The organism is Photobacterium panuliri (assembly GCF_059920555.1).
Window position 1 is genome coordinate 1,737,980 of sequence record NZ_CP197192.1, and the last position, 20,030, is coordinate 1,758,009.

Below are 20,030 nucleotides of genomic sequence, written 5' to 3' on the forward strand. Positions count from 1 at the left end.
GTAAACCTTGTTCCTTGTTGGTGGTTGACAGTCTACCGTCTCCCAGTAGACTAGCCAAGTATCAATAAGCAGATAAGTTAGTTTGATAAAGATCGTCTCGAGTGGCTCGCCACTGTGCTGATTTGGGACTTGTCTTATATAAATAACTAATAAAAATAAGAGGTTATTACACGTGGAAGTACGTCATGACTGGACAGTCGAGGAAGTTCAAGCCTTGTTTGAGAAACCGTTCATGGATTTGTTGTTCGAGGCACAGTTGGTGCATCGCCAATATCATGAGGCCAATAAGGTTCAGGTGAGCACCTTGCTTTCTATTAAAACGGGCGCTTGTCCTGAAGATTGCAAATACTGCCCGCAGAGTGCCCACTACCGTACTGATATTGAGCGTGAACGTCTGCTTGAAGTGGAGCGAGTTCTGGATGCGGCGCAAAAGGCCAAGTCCTCGGGAGCCACGCGTTTTTGTATGGGGGCTGCTTGGAAAAATCCCAAAGAGCGTGATATGCCCTATCTGTTGGATATGGTCAAGGGCGTAAAATCGATGGGCTTGGAAACCTGTATGACTCTTGGGATGATCACGGGGGCGCAGGCCAATGAGCTGGCACAGGCCGGTCTTGATTACTACAACCATAATCTCGATACCTCGCCGGAATTCTACGGCAATATCATCACGACTCGGACTTATCAGGATCGTCTGGATACCTTGAGCCATGTTCGTGATGCGGGGATGAAAATTTGCTCTGGCGGGATCATTGGTATGGGGGAAAGCCACCGCGATCGTGCGGGCTTGCTGGTAGAACTGGCGAATCTTCCAACGCATCCGGAGAGTGTGCCGATTAACATGCTGGTTAAAGTCAAGGGGACGCCGCTCGAATCTGCAGAAGATGTCGATCCCTTTGATTTTATCCGCATTATCGCCGTGGCCAGAATCATTATGCCGCAATCAGCAGTGCGTTTGTCGGCCGGGCGAGAAGATATGAATGAGCAAATGCAAGCCTTGTGCTTTATGGCGGGGGCAAATTCGGTCTTTTATGGCTGCAAGCTGCTGACGACACCGAATCCCGGCGAAGACAAAGATATGCAACTTTTCGCCAAGCTTGGCATTAACCGTCAGGAACAGGTCGCGAAACCCGATGAGGTTCAGGCTGAAGAAATTCTAGGGCAAGTTGCGGTACGTGTTGCTTCACGGCCGGGAAAAGACGATATGTTCTATGACGCATCACTATAGTGCACGGATACAGCAAGCGTTAGGCCAGCGTAAGGCACTGGGCCTTTACCGCAATCCGAATACAGTATGCCGGTTGGCAAATCAGCCTAATATTTATTGTGATGAACAGCCATATTTAAATTTTTCCAGTAATGATTACCTAGGGCTGGCGCAATCGGCAGAATTGATTTCCGCATGGCAGGACGGGTTGGCCCGCTTCGGGGCTGGAAGTGGTGCATCACCACTTGTTACCGGCCAGCATGTTCCCCATCGTAATTTAGAATCTCGGCTGTGCGAATGGCTAGGGTTTGAGCGAGCCTTGTTGTTCAGCAGTGGCTTCGCTGCCAATCAGGCATTGTTATTCACCTTGCTTGATGATTCAGATGTGCTGTTTCAAGACAAGCTTAATCATGCTTCTTTGATGGAGGCTGGCATTTTATCGCCAGCGGTGATGCGCCGTTTTGCCCACAATGATACAGCGTCATTAGCAAAGTTGCTTGCGCGTTTAGCGCCAGAGCAGGCATCGATAGTCGTCACCGAAGGTGTTTTCAGTATGGATGGCGACATGTCCCCACTGGCAGATATCAGGGCTCTGAGCCTCAATGCCCAAAGTATGATGCTGGTGGATGATGCTCATGGGTGCGGTGTATTGGGTAATGACGGTCGCGGCAGTTGTGAGCTGGCAGGAATTAAGCCAGATATTCTTGTGGTTACCTTCGGTAAGGCCTTTGGGTTACAGGGGGCCGCAGTAATGTGTTCGCAGGAGATTGCCGAGTATTTAATTCAGTTTGCTCGGCACTATATTTACTCAACGGCCATGCCGCCGGCACAGGCTCATGCGTTGGGAGTCTCATGTGAAATGATACAGCGCGATCAGTGGCGGCGCGAAAAGCTCGCTGAATTGTCGGAATGCTTATCCGGTCAGTTAAAGCACGGTGTCGGGCTGATTGGTACCCAGACACCGATAAAACCGCTTGTCGTCGGCCGTAGTGAGCGGGCACTGTCGTTATCGTCGTCGTTGAGGCGCAAAGGGTTTTGGGTTGCGGCGATTCGACCCCCCACTGTACCGGTCAATGGGGCTCGGCTGCGTATAACCCTGACCGCGGCGCATAGCGTGGGTCATGTTGAGCAGTTGGCAACGGCATTGAACGAGGTAATGGATGATGAATAAAAAACTATCCGTAGCAACAGTGCAAAATAGCCAATCGGGGGGGACTGAATGCCCCTCGGTAGACAAACAAGCGATTGCCTTGGCATTTGGGCGTGCTGCGAAAGATTATGACAAAGCGGCGTCTTTTCAACGGCTGGTTGGGGGGCGTTTATTGGCAAAGCTGCCCTCAGCGATTGCAACGGGTACGCGTGTACTGGATTTGGGGTGTGGCACAGGCTTTTTTAGTCAGCAAATATCATCGCGGGGGCTACAGGTTGATGCGGTTGATTTGTCGCCGGAAATGCTTGAGCAGGCGAGGCTGCGGTGTGGTAATCAGGTGAATTATATCCTGGCAGATGCCGAAGCGTTGCCAATGGCCGACAGTACATACGATATTGCATTTAGTAGCCTTGCCTTGCAGTGGTGTGATGATCTAGCTACGCCCCTTAAGGAATTGAAACGCGTAGTGAGGCACGGTGGGCTGATTGTGTTTACGACTTTAGTCGAGGGGTCACTGGATGAGCTAACTCAGGCATGGCAGCAGGTTGATCAATATCAACATGTGAATAGCTTTCTTTCTCAAAAGGCAGTAAAAGTTGCGCTGGCGCAAGCGGGATGTATGCGCTATGACCTAGAATTTTCTCCAATTACATTGTATTTCAACTCGGCAGTTGAACTTATGAGGGATCTGAAGGGGATTGGCGCAACGCATTTGCAGGAGGGGCGGAAGGCTGGCTTGGCGGGTCGTAAGACGATTCTGGATCTTGAAAGTGCCTATAATGTGTTTCGTCATGAGAATGGACAACTGCCAGCAACATACCAAGTCTGTTTTGGAGTGATTATTAATGACTAACGCTTTCTTTGTAACAGGTACCGATACTGAAGTGGGTAAGACTGTTGCCTCGCGCGCTATTCTTCATGCGGCAGCCAGCGCGAATATCAAGATGGCGGGTTACAAACCTGTTGCCTCAGGCAGTGTACTGACAGCAGAGGGCATGCGTAATTCTGATGCCTTATATATTCAAGATGCCTCAGTCGTCGAACTGGCTTACGATGAAGTGAATCCGTATGCTTTTGAAGCCCCTGTCTCTCCGCATTTGGCGGCGATTCAAGAAGAGAGAGTGATTGATTTTGATGTCATCTCTAAAGGCCTTGAGCACCTGAAGCAAAAATCTGACGTGGTTCTGATTGAGGGGGCTGGTGGTTGGCGTGTACCTGTGACTCGCGATGACTTTTTGTCTAGCTGGGTGAAACGTGAAAAATTGCCGGTTGTTTTGGTGGTGGGGGTGAAGCTCGGTTGTTTGAGCCACGCATTACTGACCGCCGAAGCAATTAAGCACGATGGTTTGGAGTTAGTTGGATGGATTGCCAACCGAATTAACCCAGGCACAGACAACTATGCAGAAATCATTCGTATGCTTGAGGAGAATTTGCCGGGTAAGAAACTGGGTGAAATCCCGTATATGCCAGGTATTAAAAAGCGCGATCTGTCTAAGTATATTGATCTTGCACCACTCGGATTGTGATAGAAATGGATATAAAAAAACCTGCCTCGGCAGGTTTTTTTTATTAATGAATGTCTGTAGGAGCTTTGCGAAATAATTGCGGAAGGGTATACCAGCCTGCTGCAAATACGATTAGCGTATAGGAGAGTAACTCAACACCTTCTTCGGCAAGATTTTTGACACTATGGATATAATTATCTCCCATCAGTGCTTGCCATAGTTCAGACATACCAAAAATACGGGAAAAGATCAGCAGAGAAGCCATGCCGCCCAACATTAAACTGAATGTCGGATGCTGTAAGTAGCGGGCTAAGCCGTTGAGAGTATCTTGCTTGTGCTTGTATGCAAACCAAATAGCATAGCCCGAGACGATAAGCGCCGGGACTTTCCAAAAGCCGTGGTATACGTAATCAAGCACACCATCGAGCTCTCTAATTAGCAGAACGGCAAAGAAACCACCAACTAGGACTGCAAATCCTCGTTGCCTTGGTTGGCGAACAGCCACAGCAATGAATAGAAGACAGCTAGTAAGCAAATAAACGTCTTGTAGGCTCTCGATAACGGAGTTGTCTTGTACCGTGCCGTGTAGCAGGATGACATCAGCATGGATGGCTAATCCGGTACAGCCTAATAGCAGTGCGAAGTAGGCGAAGAGCGATAGGCTTTTAATTAACGGGTTGCGTTTAGTATTTGACGGCGCTATTTCCTGCATGGATTCGGTTGCGATGGACAGCATAGTGATTCCAAAAATGTAAAAGAAAAAGACAGTTGCAATTATAAGAACTGCGCCTGAATGGGATCTGTACGGTGATGTATATCACATTTTATGTGCAACACAATGAAAAAAGCCTCTCGAAAGAGAGGCTTAAATAGAAATGAGTCAAAACTAACTTTTATTCAGCAAGTCGAGTAATGCACCTTGTGATTCGGCTTCGTGTTGATTTGTTTCTTGATCTAGACCGAGTTCCTTGCGGGCTTCTTCAGCAGACATGCCAAGATGACAGCGTAAAATGTCAATGGCTACCCGGTAGTTTTCATGATCTGCCATCATTCCTCCTTGATGAGATGTTATAGCGTGTCAGTATAATTGCGACGATAGAGCAGAATTAGTCAGTAAGCAATAAGACCAAAGTCTAAGGTATAAGCTTTTAGTGATAATACTGCTGACTTTCATTGTTTAAACTCTAACGAAACGTAACAATTTTACACTTCCACTTGTTTTTCATTTCAACGACCATACTATTAATATCAATTACATCATGGGTCACAGAATTAACAATATCGTATTGGTTATTGGTATATTGTGAGCCTCGTCCCTCTTTTGGAGTAAAGAGTTATATTATGAAACGTATTGCATTGTTTTTGGCAACGAACCTTGCTGTGTTGCTGGTATTCAGTGTTGTCCTGAACATTATCTATGCCGTTACAGGAATGCAGCCGGGTAGTCTGTCAGGTTTGCTGGTCATGGCGGTATTGTTCGGCTTTGGTGGTTCATTGATTTCGCTATTTATGTCGAAGTCGATGGCCTTGCGTTCTGTCGGTGGCATGGTTATTGAGCATCCACGCAATGAAACAGAGCATTGGTTGATGGAAACCGTATCTCGTCAGGCACAGCAGTCGGGTATTGGTATGCCAACGGTAGCGGTATACGACTCAGCGGATATTAACGCTTTTGCGACAGGAGCAAAGCGTGATGATTCCTTGGTTGCAGTTTCTACGGGTTTGCTACACAGCATGACACGTGATGAGGCTGAAGCGGTATTGGCTCACGAGATCAGTCATATTGCCAATGGTGATATGGTGACCATGACCTTGATGCAAGGTGTGGTGAATACTTTCGTTATTTTTGTATCACGTTTGGTGGCCGGTGCGATCAGCGGTGTGAATAACAATGATGAAGAGGGTGAAGGTGGCAGCTACATGACCTACTTTATCGTGTCATCGATCATGGAATTACTATTTGGTTTCTTGGCCAGCATTCTGACCATGTGGTATAGCCGCCACCGTGAGTTTAAGGCCGATGCAGGTTCAGCCCACCTTGTGGGTAAAGAGAAAATGATTGCTGCACTTGAGCGCCTGAAAATGAGTCACGAGTCTCAGTTGGAAGGTTCGATGATGGCATTCGGTATTAATGGTAAAAAATCATTATCAGAATTATTTATGACGCACCCACCATTGGATAAGCGAATTGATGCGCTGCGTCGTGGTGAGCATTTGTAATATTACGGAATTTGTTACTTATTTCACTCAAGCCCCCTCAATGCAGGGGGCTTTTTTCATATCTAGTCACGGAAATGTGGGGTGGGCTTCACATAAAATGCTCGTGGTTTCATATTAATAAGTGGACGATTAATTAAAAACACAATTTAACGATGTTTCATGCTCATTATGACGATTCGTAAATTTGTTTTTTCAGCCATTGCAAAAGTGGTAAAAGGTATTAATAACAATAGCTTTTAAGTATTTTTGCAAAATATTCTAATTTATTATTCTTAGGGACAACGGAGCAGTATGAATTGGCTAAATAATATAAGTTTTAAATATAAACTGGCGATCCCTGTCGCAATTGTCGCAATTGTATTTTCGGGATTAATTGCCCAGGTGTTTGTTGTCCATAATGATCAGCAACAAGCCAATGAATTATTAAGCCAAAAAGTGCAACCTGTGTTAGATAAGCTGGAAGATGCATACCGGGATATGTACCAGATTATGGCAGCAGGGATGGGGATGGCATTAACTAAACCTCATGATACGGCCAGTATCGAGCTCCATCGTTTTAATTTTTATGATAATGCCCCGAAAGCCTTCCCACGAATTTCCTCTGTACATCAATTGGTCGATATCGGCTTTTTGCCTGAAGCCAGCCGAGGCAACATCAAGAAACTCGAGCAAGAATTTGATAAGTGGCAAAAACATTATGATTATATGATTAATAATCCTGATTTGGCTCGGGATTATTATTATGACAATGAAGCGATAGCGGAAAAAGATTTTGAGGCAATTCGCAAGCTACTTAAAGTAGTACGTAAAGACATTGAAACTCATCGTGAAGCCTTGGTGAATGAGGTTCAGGCGCATAGTGAAACGACAAACAATACACTGTTGGTTGGTGCCATTATTACTCTTTTGATGTCTGTATTTGTTACCTTGGTAATTACTCGTGTGATTGTTAATCCGTTGCAGCAACTTACCAAAGCTCTGGAGGATATCTCTGCGGGTGATGGTGATTTGTCTACGCGGGTACCGGTAACGGGACGCGATGAGATCGGTCAATTGGCCACGGCGTTTAATACGTTCGTCGATAAAATTCATAACACCCTTGCTAAAGTAGTGACCGCTTCTCACCATGTCCGTACGGATGCGGCCCATGTGAGTACCTTGGCAGCACAGGTGCTTGATTCATGCCACTCCCAACAATCACAGTGCAATGAGGTAGAGTCAGCGGCACATGAATTAACGGCAACTAGCCAGAGTGTTAGCGGTCACGCTGCAGAAGCGGCTAGAGTAACCGGTTCTATTAGTGATCAGTCGCAAACGGTGCAGGTAACACTCGCAGAGTCGGTTGCAGCTATTGGTCAGCTTGCCAATGATATTGATGAATCAAGTGTTGTTATTCAGGAGCTAGAGAAAGATGTTGCGGCTATTTCTTCTATTCTTGAAGTGATTCGCGGCATTGCCGATCAAACTAATTTATTGGCGCTGAATGCGGCTATCGAGGCAGCCCGTGCCGGCGAGCAAGGTCGTGGATTTGCTGTTGTTGCTGATGAAGTTCGCTCACTAGCGAACAAAACTCAATCATGTACCAGCGAAATTCATACCATGATAGAGAAACTGCAAGATACTGTTGGTCAGTCGGTCGATGCGATGCGCAATAATTCCGAAGCGGGAACGACGACAGTTGAACGGGCGCAGCAGACCAATACGGCGTTGGATGCGATGAGCGATTCTATTACCATGATCAGCGATGTGAATCATCAGGTAGCGACAGCCGCTGAGCAACAGACAGTGGTAACCGGGAATTTGAGTGAAAATATCCGTGGTATTGTGACTGCTTGTGAGGAAACACTCCACAATATTCAAAGTGCGCAGAAAGCCTGTGAGGGCTTGGCAAGCCAAAGTGCCACCTTGGATGGCTTGGTCTCTCAATTCAAAGTGTAAATGCTGAGAGACGGTTTGTAAGTGTTGAACAGGAAAACGGGCAGGAGACTGCCCGTTTTTTATTAATGCCGTTTATGCGTTTGCCGGTTGGTAGATTGGTTTATCGTTGACTGGCAAATGGATCAGTGCCGCAAGGAAAGCCAGTACCACGGTTGTCCACCAAATTGGTTCATAGCTACCGTAATAGTCATAGATTCGTCCGCCAAACCATGCGCCGAGGAAGCTGCCGACTTGGTGGGTGAAAAACACCAGACCATACAGTGTCGACATGTAGCGAGGGCCAAAAATTTGTCGAACCAGACCGGAGGTCAGTGGGACGGTACCCAGCCAGCAGAAACCAATGGCACCGCCGAACAAGGCGGCAGTTTCAGTGGTGACAGGTAAAACAACAAATCCCGCGATAACTAGGGTACGGATAAGATACAAAGCACACATCACATAGCGTTTGCTGAATTTATCTCCCATCACCCCCCAGAAATAGCTACCGAAGATATTAAAAATACCGACATAAGCCAGTGCCATCGCAGCTGTTGTGGCTGGTAGCCCTTTGTCAGCGAGGTAGCTAGGCAGGTGAGTGGCAATAAACATGACATGGAAACCACAGACAAAGAACCCCATGTGGATCAGCCAGTAACCTCGGTGATGGAAAGCATCGCGCAGAGCCTGTCGCAAGGTGAGTTCGTTGTCGGCAGATGCAGTATTAGCCGCAGCTGTATTTTTGGCGTTCATAAAGCAAGAGAAAGCCATCATCAAGCCGCATAGCATGGCAAATACTTGCAACGCGGTCTGCCAGTTGAATTCGCTCAGCAGGTATTGTGCACCTGGGATCACGGCAAACATGCCGAATGACCCTGCTGCTGTAGTTAGGCCGAAGGCTTTTGCGGTATGCTCGGCTGGTACGACTTTTGCCACCGCTCCCAGTACGATTACATAGCTCGTTGCACTTAGTCCCAAGCCGACTAATGTACCAAGGGAGAGATACAGCCAGCCTGGCTCAAGAGCGATGGAAGTGAGATATAAGCCCAACGCGTAGGCAATAGCCCCTGTCCACATCACCTTTTGGGCGCCCCAGCGATCGGCCGCCATGCCGACAAACGGCTGAAAGGCACCGAACATCAGGTTCTGTACGGCAATCGCTAAGCTGAAAAATTCCCGACCGGTATCAAAGTGCATGGAAATCGGCATCATGAAGATACCAAAAGACTGCCTGATCCCTAGGCTAATGATCAATGTCCCTATTCCCATCCATACCAGTAGAGGGAAACGAAAAATACTCATGTTTATAGTCCGGAAAAATTGGGTTCGCTTGAGTTTTGCTGATGGCAGCCACTGCTCATTGCATGCTCAGCCAAAGCATCGAGCAGTGGCTGGCAGTGATGGACGCTAAATAGCGTCAAAGCCAGCAATAGCCCCATACGGATGAGTTGGGCGGTGAGAGATTGGGAAAACATCAAAGCCTCAATGCAAAAAAAAGAGGCCGGATGATAGAAGATTCAATAGCATGACTCAAATGACAAATATTCAATAAGTTTATGCATAATATGCATGGTGCGATGTTAGTTTGCTGGCCGGATTCTGAATATGCCACCTGAGTCGGTACTGAAGTAGATCCAGCCTGCTGGATCGCTAATCAGCGCCCGAATTCGCTCATCGAGAGTGCTTAGCAAGCGCTCTTCCTCACGAAGTATCAGCTGGGATGAAACACTCACGCGGTTGAGGTGGCGTAGTTTGAGTGCGCTATTGAAGAGCTGACCTTGCCATGCCGGAAAAGCCGGACCGTTATAGACAAGTAGGCTGCCTGGCGCGATGGAGGGGGTATAGACAAGTTGCGGGGAATGGATCCCCTCTTTTATTTTGGCTTCACCGACTGCGAGGGGGCCCCAGTATTCTTTGCCGTGGGAAGTAATCGGCCAGCCATAGTTGTTGCCTCGTTGGATGAGGTTTATCTCGTCACCACCACGGGGGCCGTGTTCATTGGACCACAGCCGATTATACTGAGGGTCAAAAGCGAGCCCCTGAGGGTTTCTATGGCCGTAGCTCCAGATTTCCGGTTGTGGGGCTGGCGAGGTTTCGGAAGCTGGTGGCTGCCGGAAAGGGTTATCGTCGGGTATCGACCCATCAAGGTTGAGCCGCAAAATGCTCCCTGCATGAGTGGTGAGATCTTGGCCGTTTGGGCGATGGCCACGATCGCCGATGGAGAAAAACAGGTGTCCTTTGCCATCAAAAGCTATTCGACTGCCAAAATGCCGAGAGGAGTCGCTGGCTGAGCGAGTAATGATCAGATCCTGCCAGTCTAGGAGTTGTGTTGCTGCTAGTCTTGCTCGGCTCAGTGTTGTTGCGTAGCGTCTATCGCCTAGATGCTTACTGTATGTGAAGTAAATCCATCTTATTGAGCCGTCATGTGATGGGGGAATGGCGACATCAAGTAACCCGCCTTGACCGAATTCATCAATTGCAGGCAATCCCGTAATAGGTTGCTGTTGGCTGGTATTAATATTGAGCTTGGTGAGGGTACCTGAGCGGGTCGTAATTAGGAGGTGCTCCTTGTCAAACCACACAAGTCCCCATGGGACGGCGTCGACATCAGCTATTTTCTCCACGAGGTAATTCATGCCAACGCTGGTCGAGCGGAGTACTTCCGTGGGTGATGCCCTAGTATAAAGAGGCAATAGTGTGGTTAGCATTAATGTCATGCTAGCGAGCAAGCGCCAATGTGCAATTATGCTGCGCGTTATGCCTCGATGTACCTTCATGTACGTTCTAGCTCCTTTTCTGAGAGGGCACTGTCATCTTGCCGGATAGATTTTAGGGATGGCAGATCTCAGAGTAGGCTTGGATTCGGTATGGTTCAAATAACTCGCGGATATTAACCCGGGCATTGAGCCGCGCTGCCAGAAGATAAAGCCCCCCGAGCTTGCGGTGAAAAAAAATGGCATCGGCAGGAGGTGTGTGCCAGTAGTTTTCCTTCATGCTCAGGGCTGTTCCTGCATCGCGGATCCTGCTAGCGAGATCAGATTGTCCGAAATCAAAAATACCGTTTTGGGTGATCGGCTCACAGGCTTCGAGGCAGAGCTCAATGACGGCATTTTGCTGAGACTGAGTTATCGGCTGGCTAAAGAAGCCGATTTTTCGCAGGGCAAGGTTCATCGTATCACGGTCATTATCGATCACTGCGCTGAGCAGCATTCGATAGCCTGATGCAACATGCTTCGGATAATGACGCGTTGCGCCGAAATCGAGCAAAACTAATTTCTTTTGCTCAGGCTGATAGAGGAAGTTGGCAAAGTTAGGATCGGTTTGAACTAAATGGAAGTCGAACAGTTCTCTGAATAACAGTTCGAAAGCAAGGTTGATAATATGGTTGCGGGTCTCTTGAGGGGCATTGGTAAGGCTTTCGACGGGCAGGCCATCGACATAGCTCATGGCCAAAATTCTGTCTGTCGTCAGCTCGTTGTATACCTCAGGTATGACATAGCGCGGGTCATGGGCCAACAAGCTGCGGTATTGGTTGAGTAAGTCGGCTTCTAGGCGATAGTCAGCCTCGTCATGGAGCTGTTTTTTTGCTTCATTGAGGAGATCAGTGTAGTCGATGTCTTTGGGGAGTAGGCCTGATAGGCTCAGTAAGCTGGCGACATTGTCTACGTCACTGTCTATGCTCTCTTTTATTCCTGGGTATTGGATTTTCAATGCAAGCGGGTGGCCTGTAAGGCTCGTTGCCTTGTGTACCTGACCGATAGACGCTGCGGCAATCGGCTGGAAGGAAAAGCGCTGGAATCTGTCTTGCCAGTCAATATCCCATTCGTGCTGGAGGAGTTGGTTGAGTTGAGAGATGGGCATAGCCTTGGCTTCTGAACGCAATCTGGCAAGTAGGATCGTCAGTTCCGGTGGTAGGAGATCACCGGCATCCATTGATAGAAGCTGGCCTACTTTCATTGCGGCACCGCGTAATTGTGCAAGCTGATCGGCAACCCGCTTGGCATTGGCCGGGGTAAGCAACAAGTCGTTGATACGAGGACGGTTGCCGCTTGCCAGTTGCTTTACGCCTTCTGCCATCATACCTCCTGCCACTTTGGAGGCCAGCAAACCTAGTCGGCTCATTCGTGATAGTCGGCTTTTGGGGACTTTGGCATAGCTCTGGTCATTGCGGGTACTGCTGTAATCGCGTGACAGGGTGCCCGTGGGTGATTTGTTTTTCATCGTATTTCCCTTGCAAGTTAATGCTTTGAATACGTTTAAATCACACGCTTGGTTCAGCGTAGTGATAAAAAGAGCAAGTCAAACGTAGCATTGACAAGTAATGGTTTGCAAACGAGCAAGATGGGGGCAGGTGTCGTTAGGGAAGGGGGGAATGGCATGGTGGGAGAAGGGGTGAGCAGGCAAAAGCGTGCCTGCTCACAAAAAGATTAGAACGGGTACCAGAATAGCTGTGCAGACTGGTAGCGGTAGAAAATCCCCAACCCAAGTACGATGGCAATAATTGCAAGGGTGGCATAATCCACGGCTGTCAGAGGCTTCAAGCTGTACCATGTTCTGCGAGGGTTACGGCCAAAGCCACGAAGTGTCATTGCATTCGAAATTACGTCTGCGCGATCCAAGCTTGAGAAAATCAGAGGGCCCAAGATCTTGGCAACGTTTTTGATTCGAGTCAGCACTGATGCCTTCTTCGAAATATCAACGCCACGTGCTTGTTGTGCATGCATGATATTGATGAAGTCTTTGGTTACTTCTGGCAAGTAGCGCAATGTTAGGCTTACGGCATAGGCTATACGGTAAGGTACGCCGAGTTTATTCAGACTCGCTGAAAACTCTGTTGGGTGCGTCGTAAACACAAACACGAGAGCAATAGGGAACATGCTGAAGTATTTCATGGTCACTGCCAGCAGGTAGAACAAGGTTTCGCTGGTTAGAGAATAGTGCCCTGCCGCCAGCAAAACCGTTTCACTACCGATATATTCCGTACCTTGTTGCGGGGCAATAAGGAACATGAAGACGGCGTTCATCATCAGTACAGTCGCTGTCCCTGTCATGAGCGTTTTGTAAGAGGCAAAAGGGACGCGGGAGAGCTTCAGTAGACCTAGGCCGATAAGGATCATCACGCTGATGATACGGATATCGAAGGTGATCAGTACCATGGTCACCCATGCCATAAACAGGATGAACTTGGTAATACCATTGAGGGCATGAAGCGGTGAGCCAGTATTGATATAGCTGATACCGAATTTAATTTTGTTGGTTTTCATTATTGTGCGTTTGCCTCATGGTTGATGAAGCAATGAATAAAGTTGTCGATACGCTCAATACCTAGCACTTTGCCAAGGGTATAGAGGCTAGTTTCTGTCAGGTTCGCCTGAGCCAGCAGGTCTGGTTGGCTGAAAATACGGTTCACCGGCTCATCAACAAGCAGCTTGCTGTCAGCAATTACGATGGCGCGTTCGGTGTATTCCAGTACCAGATGCATGTCGTGCGAAATGATCAGGATGGTGATTCCGAGTTTTTGGTTAAGCTCGCGGATGAAGCTCATCATTGCCGTGTAGTGACGGTAATCTTGCCCCGCAGTCGGCTCATCCAGAATAAGCAGCTTAGGTTCCAAAACCAGAATACTGGCAATGGTTACGCGTTTTTTCTGACCATAGCTCAGTGCATCGACGGGCCAATGGTGATAGCGACCAAGGCCACAGAGTTCCAGCGTTGCCATTACTTTTTCTTTGATCTCGGTTTCAGATACACCGCGGTTGCGTAGCCCTGAAGCGACTTCGTCGAAAATCATATGGTGCGAAATCATATGGTTCGGGTTCTGCAGAACAATACCGATGTCTTGGCTTCGTTCAAAAATAGAGCGTTCAGCCAGATCAACACCGTTGAAGTGGATACTACCGGTATCGGGTTCCAGTACGCCCATAATCAAACGAGTAATTGTCGATTTGCCCGATCCGTTTTTGCCAAGGATTGAAACAAATTCACCTTCTTGCACGGTGAAGGTTACGTCATCCAAGGTGGCACGGTGACCATCGTATGAATAGCCCAACTGGGAGACGTCAAGCAATGATTTCAGATTAACGGTTGGGTTGTTCGGTACTTGCTGCTCGAACCAGCTCAATAGCTGTGGCTTGAAGCGTTCGATATCCATTGATGCCAAATGAGCAGGTTTGTCGTCGGCTGTAATGGTGCAGCCAGCAGCCTTCATAGCAGACAGATATAGAGGTTCGCGGATACCGTGTTTAGCCAGCAGCGGGCTTGCCAGAATTTCATCCGGTGTCATGTTGGCGATGATCTCACCGCGATCCATCAGGATAACGCGGTCAACATGGCAGTGTAGAACGTCTTCTAGGCGGTGTTCGATGATTACAACGGTTTTTTCTGTTTCACGGTGCAAGCGATCGATGATTTCGATAGTGGCACGGCCTGTATGCGGGTCGAGGCTAGCGAGAGGTTCGTCGAAAAGCAAAATCTCGACATCATCAACCATTACACCCGCAAGCGATACCCGTTGCTTCTGGCCGCCACTCAAATCGAAAGGAGAGAGCTCTAGCATGTCATCAAGCTCAAGCATTGCTGCTGTTTCGCGTACAACTTCATGCATTGGGCCTGGTGCAATCATCTGATTTTCAAGGGCAAAGGCAATATCTTCACCAATGCTCAGGCCAACGAATTGACCATCGGTATCCTGCAAAACAGTACCAACCATATTGGTACATTTGTGCAGATCCATGTGTTGGGTTTCGCTACCATTAATAGTGAGCGAGCCGCTAATATCGCCTTTTACCGCAAATGGGATCAGGCCGTTAAGGCATTGGCCCAAGGTTGATTTACCACTACCGCTTGGACCGATAATTACAACCTTCTCACCTTTCTCGATCGTTAGGTTGATGTTTTTTAGGGTCGGCTGCTCGAGCGCCCAATATTTGAACGAGAAATTTGAAAACTGAATAGACATACGGTTAGTAAGCCTCTTTGAGGTTGTAGCCTTGCTGCTTGCGCTTGGCAACAGCGGATAAGATGAAATGACCAACAATTGCGATCAACACAGTATTGCCAGCCGCGATAATGGTGAGCTGAGCCAATACTTTGGTAAAGGGTTCGGCGTAGAGAACGGCGTCGAGGAAGGCGGACGTTCCATATCCCAAGACGTTGCCGAGGAATGCTAGGACAACGAACAAGGTGAAATCGAGTTTGCCGAATAGCCCTTTTTCAAGGCGATTACGGGTGATTTTAGGGTAGAGGCCAATAAGAAGACCTACGATACCTGAACCCAGAACCCAAGTGATCCATACCCCCCAGCCTGCGAACAGGTCTGTGACCCAATGGCCGATAAAGCCGACGAGGAAACCCACTAATGGGCCGAATAGCACGCCGAACAATGCAAGCACTGCCATTGCGGGTTTGAGGGTAGTGTTGGCAAAGACAGGGATGCCGAACATAGGCAGGCCGCCAATGCCATACAGGGCAGCCCCGATAGCAATAAGCACAACTGTCTTAGCGGATAGATTCATGACATAACCTTCATTTGGATATTTGCAATCTTGTTATTTTGCCTACCATTTTTTCTGACACTACAATGCCAGTTTCCTGACAGGGCAGATACGCGAAAACAAGGCCGGCCGTGGCTGGTATCGCCAGAATGCAATTATCCATTTTTGCAAGAGCTGTCACTCCTTCGAAGCCGCTCAGGGAAGCGGGCAGTCTGCGAAGGTATAAGGCGGTAGACTTTAGCGCGCGCAATAATACATGAAGCGAATACAGAAAGGAAACCTTTACATCTAGACGTCTAACCCTTAACCAGAGGTTGTCGTCGTTGACGTTATTTTCTTCATCGTCTATCTGTTGAGTTGACCGTTGCGATATGTATGTCACGTTTGTTTGTATTTATTGTTGGGCGGTTATGAACAATACTGTAGGGTAAATTGGTCAAAATAAAATCGTCAGCAGTGCCTATCCATGGTCGGTGTATAGATTTCTTGATACGTTGAACAGCCGTGGCTATGAGTTTCTACTGTTATGTAAATGCACGCTAACTGCATGATTAGTTGATGAAATATATAATCTATAAGTCTGAATTCGGAGGCTGGATAGTTTATTTCAACGGGCTTCGCAATTTTAAGTTATTGTAATTTAAAGAAGAGTATGCAGAAAATTTAACTCTGTCACAGAATTCTACTTGTATTGGGTAAGTGGCTGGATAACTTGAATTTTGTGCTTTATTTTTTGGGTTCTTTAGTAAATACTGCTGTTAACGTTCGATTTATTTTGAAGCGCGTAAAATTTAGACATTTTGATTTTACCCTAACGTTTGTAAGACGTATTACCTGTACCAGAAAAGGTGTAAAGAGCCTGTGTTCAGGTGTTAAGTTAGGGTAGAATTGGGTAGTATCAGCAACAGCTATCCCGCCTTTTTGAGGCAGGGTGCAGAGCCAAATCATATTGGAGATACAGCTTGATTAATGTATTCCTTGTAGATGATCACGAACTGGTTCGCACAGGGATCCGACGTCTGCTTGAAGACGTCCGTGGTATTAAAGTGGTAGGGGAAGCCGACAGTGGTGAGGAAGCCGTAAAGTGGTGTCGTAGTAATCATGCTGACATCATTCTTATGGATATGAACATGCCTGGCATTGGGGGACTAGAAGCTACACGCAAGATTTTGCGTTTTAGTCCTGATGTCAGAATTATTGTGTTAACGATTCATACTGAAAACCCATTCCCGACTAAGGTCATGCAAGCTGGGGCATCTGGCTATCTGACTAAAGGGGCCGGTCCGGATGAGATGGTCAATGCGATTCGTATGGTCAACAGCGGACAGCGTTACATTTCGCCAGAAATTGCCCAGCAGATGGCGTTAAGCCAATTTGCTCCTGCCTCAGAAAATCCATTCAAGGATTTGTCCGAGAGGGAGTTGCAGATCATGATGATGATCACTAAAGGGCAGAAGGTCACAGATATCTCTGAGCAACTCAGCCTAAGCCCGAAAACAGTCAATAGTTACCGCTACCGTTTGTTCAATAAACTTGATATTAATGGTGATGTTGAGCTGACCCATCTTGCTATTCGTCATGGAATGCTCGATGCAGAGACGTTGTAGTGTCAGAGTCGTTTGACGCAAAGAGCTTCCTGAAAACTGTAACCCACCAGCCTGGCGTATATCGAATGTATGATGCAGCTGGTGAGGTTATTTATGTTGGGAAGGCCAAAGATCTCAAAAAACGATTATCCAGCTATTTTCGTACTAATGTGAGTGGTGAAAAGACCCGAGCCTTAGTCAAAAATATTGCCAAGGTTGATGTGACGGTGACGCACACCGAAACGGAAGCCTTAATCCTCGAGCATAACTACATTAAGTTGTATTTACCTAAATACAACGTGCTGCTTCGCGACGACAAATCCTACCCTTATATTTTCCTCAGTGCATCGGCCCACCCTCGTTTGAGTCTTCATCGCGGCTTGAAAAAGCGTAAAGGGGAGTATTTCGGCCCTTATCCCGATGGTGGGGCTGTGCGCGAAAGCTTGCATCTCTTGCAGAAAATATTCCCTATCCGCCAGTGTGAAGATTCGGTTTATGGTAACCGAAGCCGTCCTTGCCTGATGTATCAGATTGGTCGTTGTCTTGGACCATGTGTGAAGGGGCTGATCAGTGATGCCGACTATGAGGAGCAGGTGAACTTTGTCCGTTTGTTTCTTAAAGGTAAAGACCGTCAGGTTATCAATACCCTAGTTGAAAAAATGGAGCAGGCAAGCCAGCAATTGGCCTTTGAGAAGGCGGCGCAGTACCGTGATCAGATTCAGGCATTACGGCGAGTGCAGGAGCAGCAGTTTGTCAGCCAGGACAGCGAAGATGATCTTGATGTGATAGGGATCGCTCACGACAACGGTATGGCATGTATTCATGCCTTGTATATTCGCCAGGGCAAGATTCTCGGTAGTCGCGGCTATTTCCCCAAAATGCCTGTAGATGCCTCTTTGACAGAAGTGCTTTCTAGTTTTGTTACTCAGTTTTATTTGAATCAAGCAGAGGGGCGGGTGATCCCGTCAGAGATACTGCTTGGTGAAGATCTCGGTGATGAGCAGGATGTGATATCAGAGGCGCTGACAGAATTGGCCGGCCGCAAAGTCAAAGTGAAATCGCATACGCGAGGTCATAAAGCCAAATTCCAGCGATTAGCCCAGACGAATGCATCCACGGCCTTGAGTAGCAAATTGAATCACAAGATGACCGTTCAGCAACGTTTTTCTGCGTTGTCTGAGGTACTTGGGCTAAAAGTTCTTGAGCGTATGGAGTGTTTTGATATTAGTCACACCATGGGTGAGAAAACAGTGGCATCATGTGTGGTTTTCAATCGAGATGGGCCGGTTAAGCAAGAGTATCGTCGATATAATATTTCTGGTATCACTGGGGGGGATGATTATGCGGCGATGGCGCAGGCATTGCAAAAGCGTTATGGCGGCCAGGTCGATCCGGACAAGATCCCCGATATTATTTTTATCGATGGGGGTAGAGGTCAGCTCTCAAGAGCGTATGATGTAGTAAACCCTCTAATGGCAGACTGGCCTAAACGTGCTCGTTTGGTTGGGGTGGCAAAAGGGACAACCCGTAAACCGGGTTTGGAAACACTGTTGTTAACCACGGGTGAGGAATTTAACTTACCGTCGGACTCACCGGCATTGCATTTGATCCAGCATATTCGTGATGAAAGTCATAATCATGCGATTAGTGGTCACCGCGCCCAACGTGCTAAGGTGAGAAAACGGAGCACACTGGAAGATGTGGAGGGCATAGGTCCGAAACGACGCCAAGCGTTGCTCAAATATATGGGTGGATTACAAGAACTTAAAAAAGCCAGCAGAGATGAAATTGCCAAGGTACCGGGGATCAGCCGGACGTTGGCAGATAAAATTTATGACGCGCTGCAAGGTTAGCAGTCCGACAACAGATGATAGAAAATAAGAATTATTGATTATGCGTTTAACTATCCCCAATATTCTCAGTTTCATACGGTTAGTGCTTATTCCGTTTTTTGTTATTGCATTTTACTTACCGTATGAGTGGGCGCCGTTTGCAACGGCATTGATCTTCTTCATCGCAGGTGTCACGGACTGGTTTGATGGCTATTTGGCTCGCAAGTTAAACCAGACGACGCGCTTTGGTGCGTTTATTGATCCGGTTGCGGATAAAGTGATGGTAGCCACCGCATTGGTATTGGTTGTTGAACACTATCATTCCCTATGGGTGACTATTCCAGCCGTTACCATGATTGGCCGTGAGATTATTATTTCTGCGCTACGTGAGTGGATGGCTGAATTGGGTAAGCGTTCGAGTGTAGCTGTGTCTTGGGTTGGTAAGGTTAAAACTGCTTCGCAGATGCTGGCGTTGCTATTGTTGTTGTGGCATCCACATGAGTGGATAGTCTGGTTTGGCTTTGCTGCGCTCTACGTAGCAACGGTGCTGACTTACTGGTCAATGTATATTTATATCCGGGCAGCAAAGGATGATTTGTTGAACTCTGAGCATTTATAACCCGTTGCTTGGTATTTAGCCCATTGAAAAAGCGCCAGTTAGGCGCTTTTTTTGTTTTAATTTATGGGTATCAGAGTACATTGGCTGGTATTTCAGTTCAGTCTTTGGTTGGTTTGACGGAAAAATCAGCGAACGATTGATATTACTGATTTATTTCGTAGACAGCCATATTGGGTTGTGTAAAATGGCGACCATACCAGCGAAGAGAGTTGGTAGTGATGGCGCGTTGGCAGAGTGGCTATGCAGCGGATTGCAAATCCGTGTACCTCGGTTCGACTCCGGGACGCGCCTCCATATTTTGGATGTTAGCTTATAGCTGGCATGCACACAGAATTGTGTGCCCTGGTGGTGAAATTGGTAGACACAAGGGATTTAAAATCCCTCGACGTTCGCGTTGTGCCGGTTCAAGTCCGGCCCGGGGCACCATATCTCTTTAGAGAAAAAGCGACACTGTTTCAGTTGTTTGAATTCAACCTGCAAAGGTTGAGATCACGACGAGTTTCCTGA

The 20,030-nt window shown here is 47.5% G+C and carries 18 protein-coding genes and 2 tRNA genes; 11 read left to right on the forward strand and 9 right to left on the reverse strand.

The features are described from left to right. The first annotated feature begins 172 nt into the window (after positions 1–172). Genes bioB through bioD form a run of 4 tightly spaced genes read left to right on the forward strand, consistent with a single transcriptional unit; the run spans position 173 to position 3,880 of the window. Positions 173–1,225, forward strand: coding sequence for a biotin synthase BioB (gene bioB, locus ACSF8X_RS08115; RefSeq protein WP_500851114.1), 1,053 nt, complete (start codon positions 173–175; stop codon positions 1,223–1,225). Next, positions 1,209–2,375: an 8-amino-7-oxononanoate synthase gene (gene bioF, locus ACSF8X_RS08120; RefSeq protein WP_500851115.1), complete on the forward strand. Its 1,167-nt coding sequence runs from the start codon at positions 1,209–1,211 to the stop codon at positions 2,373–2,375. Before bioB ends, bioF begins: the two co-directional genes overlap by 17 nt. Next, positions 2,368–3,207 (forward strand): malonyl-ACP O-methyltransferase BioC, encoded by an 840-nt coding sequence (gene bioC / locus ACSF8X_RS08125; RefSeq protein WP_500851159.1) that lies wholly within the window; start codon positions 2,368–2,370, stop codon positions 3,205–3,207. Before bioF ends, bioC begins: the two co-directional genes overlap by 8 nt. After that, entirely contained in the window at positions 3,200–3,880 is a 681-nt protein-coding gene (bioD, locus tag ACSF8X_RS08130; protein WP_047879501.1) for a dethiobiotin synthase, read from the forward strand. Before bioC ends, bioD begins: the two co-directional genes overlap by 8 nt. Positions 3,881–3,923: 43 nt before the next feature. Here bioD and ACSF8X_RS08135 read toward each other — a convergent pair whose 3' ends face one another. Further along, on the reverse strand, positions 3,924–4,595 hold the full coding sequence (locus ACSF8X_RS08135) for a hypothetical protein (RefSeq protein ID WP_500851116.1): 672 nt from the start codon (positions 4,593–4,595) through the stop codon (positions 3,924–3,926). Positions 4,596–4,745: 150 nt separating this feature from the next. Further along, positions 4,746–4,907, reverse strand: a complete 162-nt coding sequence (locus ACSF8X_RS08140) for a hypothetical protein (protein ID WP_047879502.1) — start codon at positions 4,905–4,907, stop codon at positions 4,746–4,748. Between the two features lie 293 nt (positions 4,908–5,200). Between ACSF8X_RS08140 and htpX the strand changes: the two genes are divergently transcribed. Together htpX and ACSF8X_RS08150 are read left to right on the forward strand one after the other, a co-directional pair. Then, positions 5,201–6,079, forward strand: a complete 879-nt coding sequence (gene htpX / locus ACSF8X_RS08145) for a protease HtpX (protein WP_047879503.1) — start codon at positions 5,201–5,203, stop codon at positions 6,077–6,079. Positions 6,080–6,370: 291 nt separating this feature from the next. Beyond that, the gene (locus ACSF8X_RS08150) at positions 6,371–8,017 is read left to right on the forward strand and encodes a methyl-accepting chemotaxis protein (protein ID WP_500851117.1); all 1,647 of its coding nucleotides are present in this window, start codon (positions 6,371–6,373) and stop codon (positions 8,015–8,017) included. A 72-nt stretch (positions 8,018–8,089) separates the two neighbouring features. Here the strand turns inward: ACSF8X_RS08150 and ACSF8X_RS08155 are convergent, their stop codons facing one another. The 7 genes from ACSF8X_RS08155 to ACSF8X_RS08185 form a co-directional block, all read right to left on the reverse strand. Further along, positions 8,090–9,295 carry an MFS transporter gene (locus tag ACSF8X_RS08155; RefSeq protein ID WP_047879505.1) on the reverse strand — a complete coding sequence of 402 codons (1,206 nt, stop codon included), beginning with the start codon at positions 9,293–9,295 and terminating at the stop codon, positions 8,090–8,092. Positions 9,296–9,297: 2 nt separating this feature from the next. Then, on the reverse strand, positions 9,298–9,468 hold the full coding sequence (locus ACSF8X_RS08160; protein ID WP_169753917.1) for a hypothetical protein: 171 nt from the start codon (positions 9,466–9,468) through the stop codon (positions 9,298–9,300). 105 nt (positions 9,469–9,573) lie between these two features. Continuing rightward, entirely contained in the window at positions 9,574–10,617 is a 1,044-nt protein-coding gene (locus ACSF8X_RS08165; protein WP_500851118.1) for a PQQ-dependent sugar dehydrogenase, read from the reverse strand. Between the two features lie 205 nt (positions 10,618–10,822). After that, entirely contained in the window at positions 10,823–12,115 is a 1,293-nt protein-coding gene (locus tag ACSF8X_RS08170) for an ABC1 kinase family protein (RefSeq protein ID WP_500851160.1), read from the reverse strand. Positions 12,116–12,420: 305 nt separating this feature from the next. Next, positions 12,421–13,257: an energy-coupling factor transporter transmembrane component T family protein gene (locus ACSF8X_RS08175; RefSeq protein ID WP_500851119.1), complete on the reverse strand. Its 837-nt coding sequence runs from the start codon at positions 13,255–13,257 to the stop codon at positions 12,421–12,423. Continuing rightward, on the reverse strand, positions 13,257–14,951 hold the full coding sequence (locus ACSF8X_RS08180) for an ABC transporter ATP-binding protein (RefSeq protein WP_500851120.1): 1,695 nt from the start codon (positions 14,949–14,951) through the stop codon (positions 13,257–13,259). Before ACSF8X_RS08180 ends, ACSF8X_RS08175 begins: the two co-directional genes overlap by 1 nt. A 4-nt stretch (positions 14,952–14,955) precedes the next feature. After that, entirely contained in the window at positions 14,956–15,507 is a 552-nt protein-coding gene (locus ACSF8X_RS08185; protein ID WP_047879508.1) for an ECF-type riboflavin transporter substrate-binding protein, read from the reverse strand. Positions 15,508–16,448: 941 nt separating this feature from the next. Here ACSF8X_RS08185 and uvrY point away from each other — a divergent pair. The 5 genes from uvrY (at position 16,449) to ACSF8X_RS08210 (ending at position 19,949) form a co-directional block, all read left to right on the forward strand. Then, entirely contained in the window at positions 16,449–17,093 is a 645-nt protein-coding gene (uvrY, locus tag ACSF8X_RS08190) for a UvrY/SirA/GacA family response regulator transcription factor (protein ID WP_047879510.1), read from the forward strand. Then, positions 17,093–18,925 (forward strand): excinuclease ABC subunit UvrC, encoded by a 1,833-nt coding sequence (gene uvrC / locus ACSF8X_RS08195; protein ID WP_084722293.1) that lies wholly within the window; start codon positions 17,093–17,095, stop codon positions 18,923–18,925. The genes uvrY and uvrC overlap by 1 nt, the downstream gene beginning before the upstream one ends. A gap of 40 nt (positions 18,926–18,965) precedes the next feature. Then, positions 18,966–19,523, forward strand: a complete 558-nt coding sequence (gene pgsA, locus ACSF8X_RS08200) for a CDP-diacylglycerol--glycerol-3-phosphate 3-phosphatidyltransferase (protein ID WP_500851121.1) — start codon at positions 18,966–18,968, stop codon at positions 19,521–19,523. A 220-nt stretch (positions 19,524–19,743) separates the two neighbouring features. Next, positions 19,744–19,817: transfer RNA gene (locus ACSF8X_RS08205), tRNA-Cys, on the forward strand. A gap of 45 nt (positions 19,818–19,862) precedes the next feature. Next, a tRNA-Leu gene (locus tag ACSF8X_RS08210) sits at positions 19,863–19,949 on the forward strand. Positions 19,950–20,030 lie beyond the last annotated feature (81 nt).

Excerpts from the sequence above, each read along its gene's own strand:
- bioF (WP_500851115.1), top strand. The coding sequence starts at position 1,209 with ATGACGCATCACTATAGTGCACGGATACAGCAAGCGTTAGGCCAGCGT.
- bioC (WP_500851159.1), top strand. The coding sequence starts at position 2,368 with ATGAATAAAAAACTATCCGTAGCAACAGTGCAAAATAGCCAATCGGGG.
- bioD (WP_047879501.1), top strand. The coding sequence starts at position 3,200 with ATGACTAACGCTTTCTTTGTAACAGGTACCGATACTGAAGTGGGTAAG.
- ACSF8X_RS08135 (WP_500851116.1), bottom strand. The coding sequence starts at position 4,595 with ATGCTGTCCATCGCAACCGAATCCATGCAGGAAATAGCGCCGTCAAAT.
- ACSF8X_RS08140 (WP_047879502.1), bottom strand. The coding sequence starts at position 4,907 with ATGGCAGATCATGAAAACTACCGGGTAGCCATTGACATTTTACGCTGT.
- htpX (WP_047879503.1), top strand. The coding sequence starts at position 5,201 with ATGAAACGTATTGCATTGTTTTTGGCAACGAACCTTGCTGTGTTGCTG.
- ACSF8X_RS08150 (WP_500851117.1), top strand. The coding sequence starts at position 6,371 with ATGAATTGGCTAAATAATATAAGTTTTAAATATAAACTGGCGATCCCT.
- ACSF8X_RS08155 (WP_047879505.1), bottom strand. The coding sequence starts at position 9,295 with ATGAGTATTTTTCGTTTCCCTCTACTGGTATGGATGGGAATAGGGACA.
- ACSF8X_RS08160 (WP_169753917.1), bottom strand. The coding sequence starts at position 9,468 with ATGTTTTCCCAATCTCTCACCGCCCAACTCATCCGTATGGGGCTATTG.
- ACSF8X_RS08170 (WP_500851160.1), bottom strand. The coding sequence starts at position 12,115 with ATGAGCCGACTAGGTTTGCTGGCCTCCAAAGTGGCAGGAGGTATGATG.
- ACSF8X_RS08175 (WP_500851119.1), bottom strand. The coding sequence starts at position 13,257 with ATGAAAACCAACAAAATTAAATTCGGTATCAGCTATATCAATACTGGC.
- ACSF8X_RS08180 (WP_500851120.1), bottom strand. The coding sequence starts at position 14,951 with ATGTCTATTCAGTTTTCAAATTTCTCGTTCAAATATTGGGCGCTCGAG.
- ACSF8X_RS08185 (WP_047879508.1), bottom strand. The coding sequence starts at position 15,507 with ATGAATCTATCCGCTAAGACAGTTGTGCTTATTGCTATCGGGGCTGCC.
- pgsA (WP_500851121.1), top strand. The coding sequence starts at position 18,966 with ATGCGTTTAACTATCCCCAATATTCTCAGTTTCATACGGTTAGTGCTT.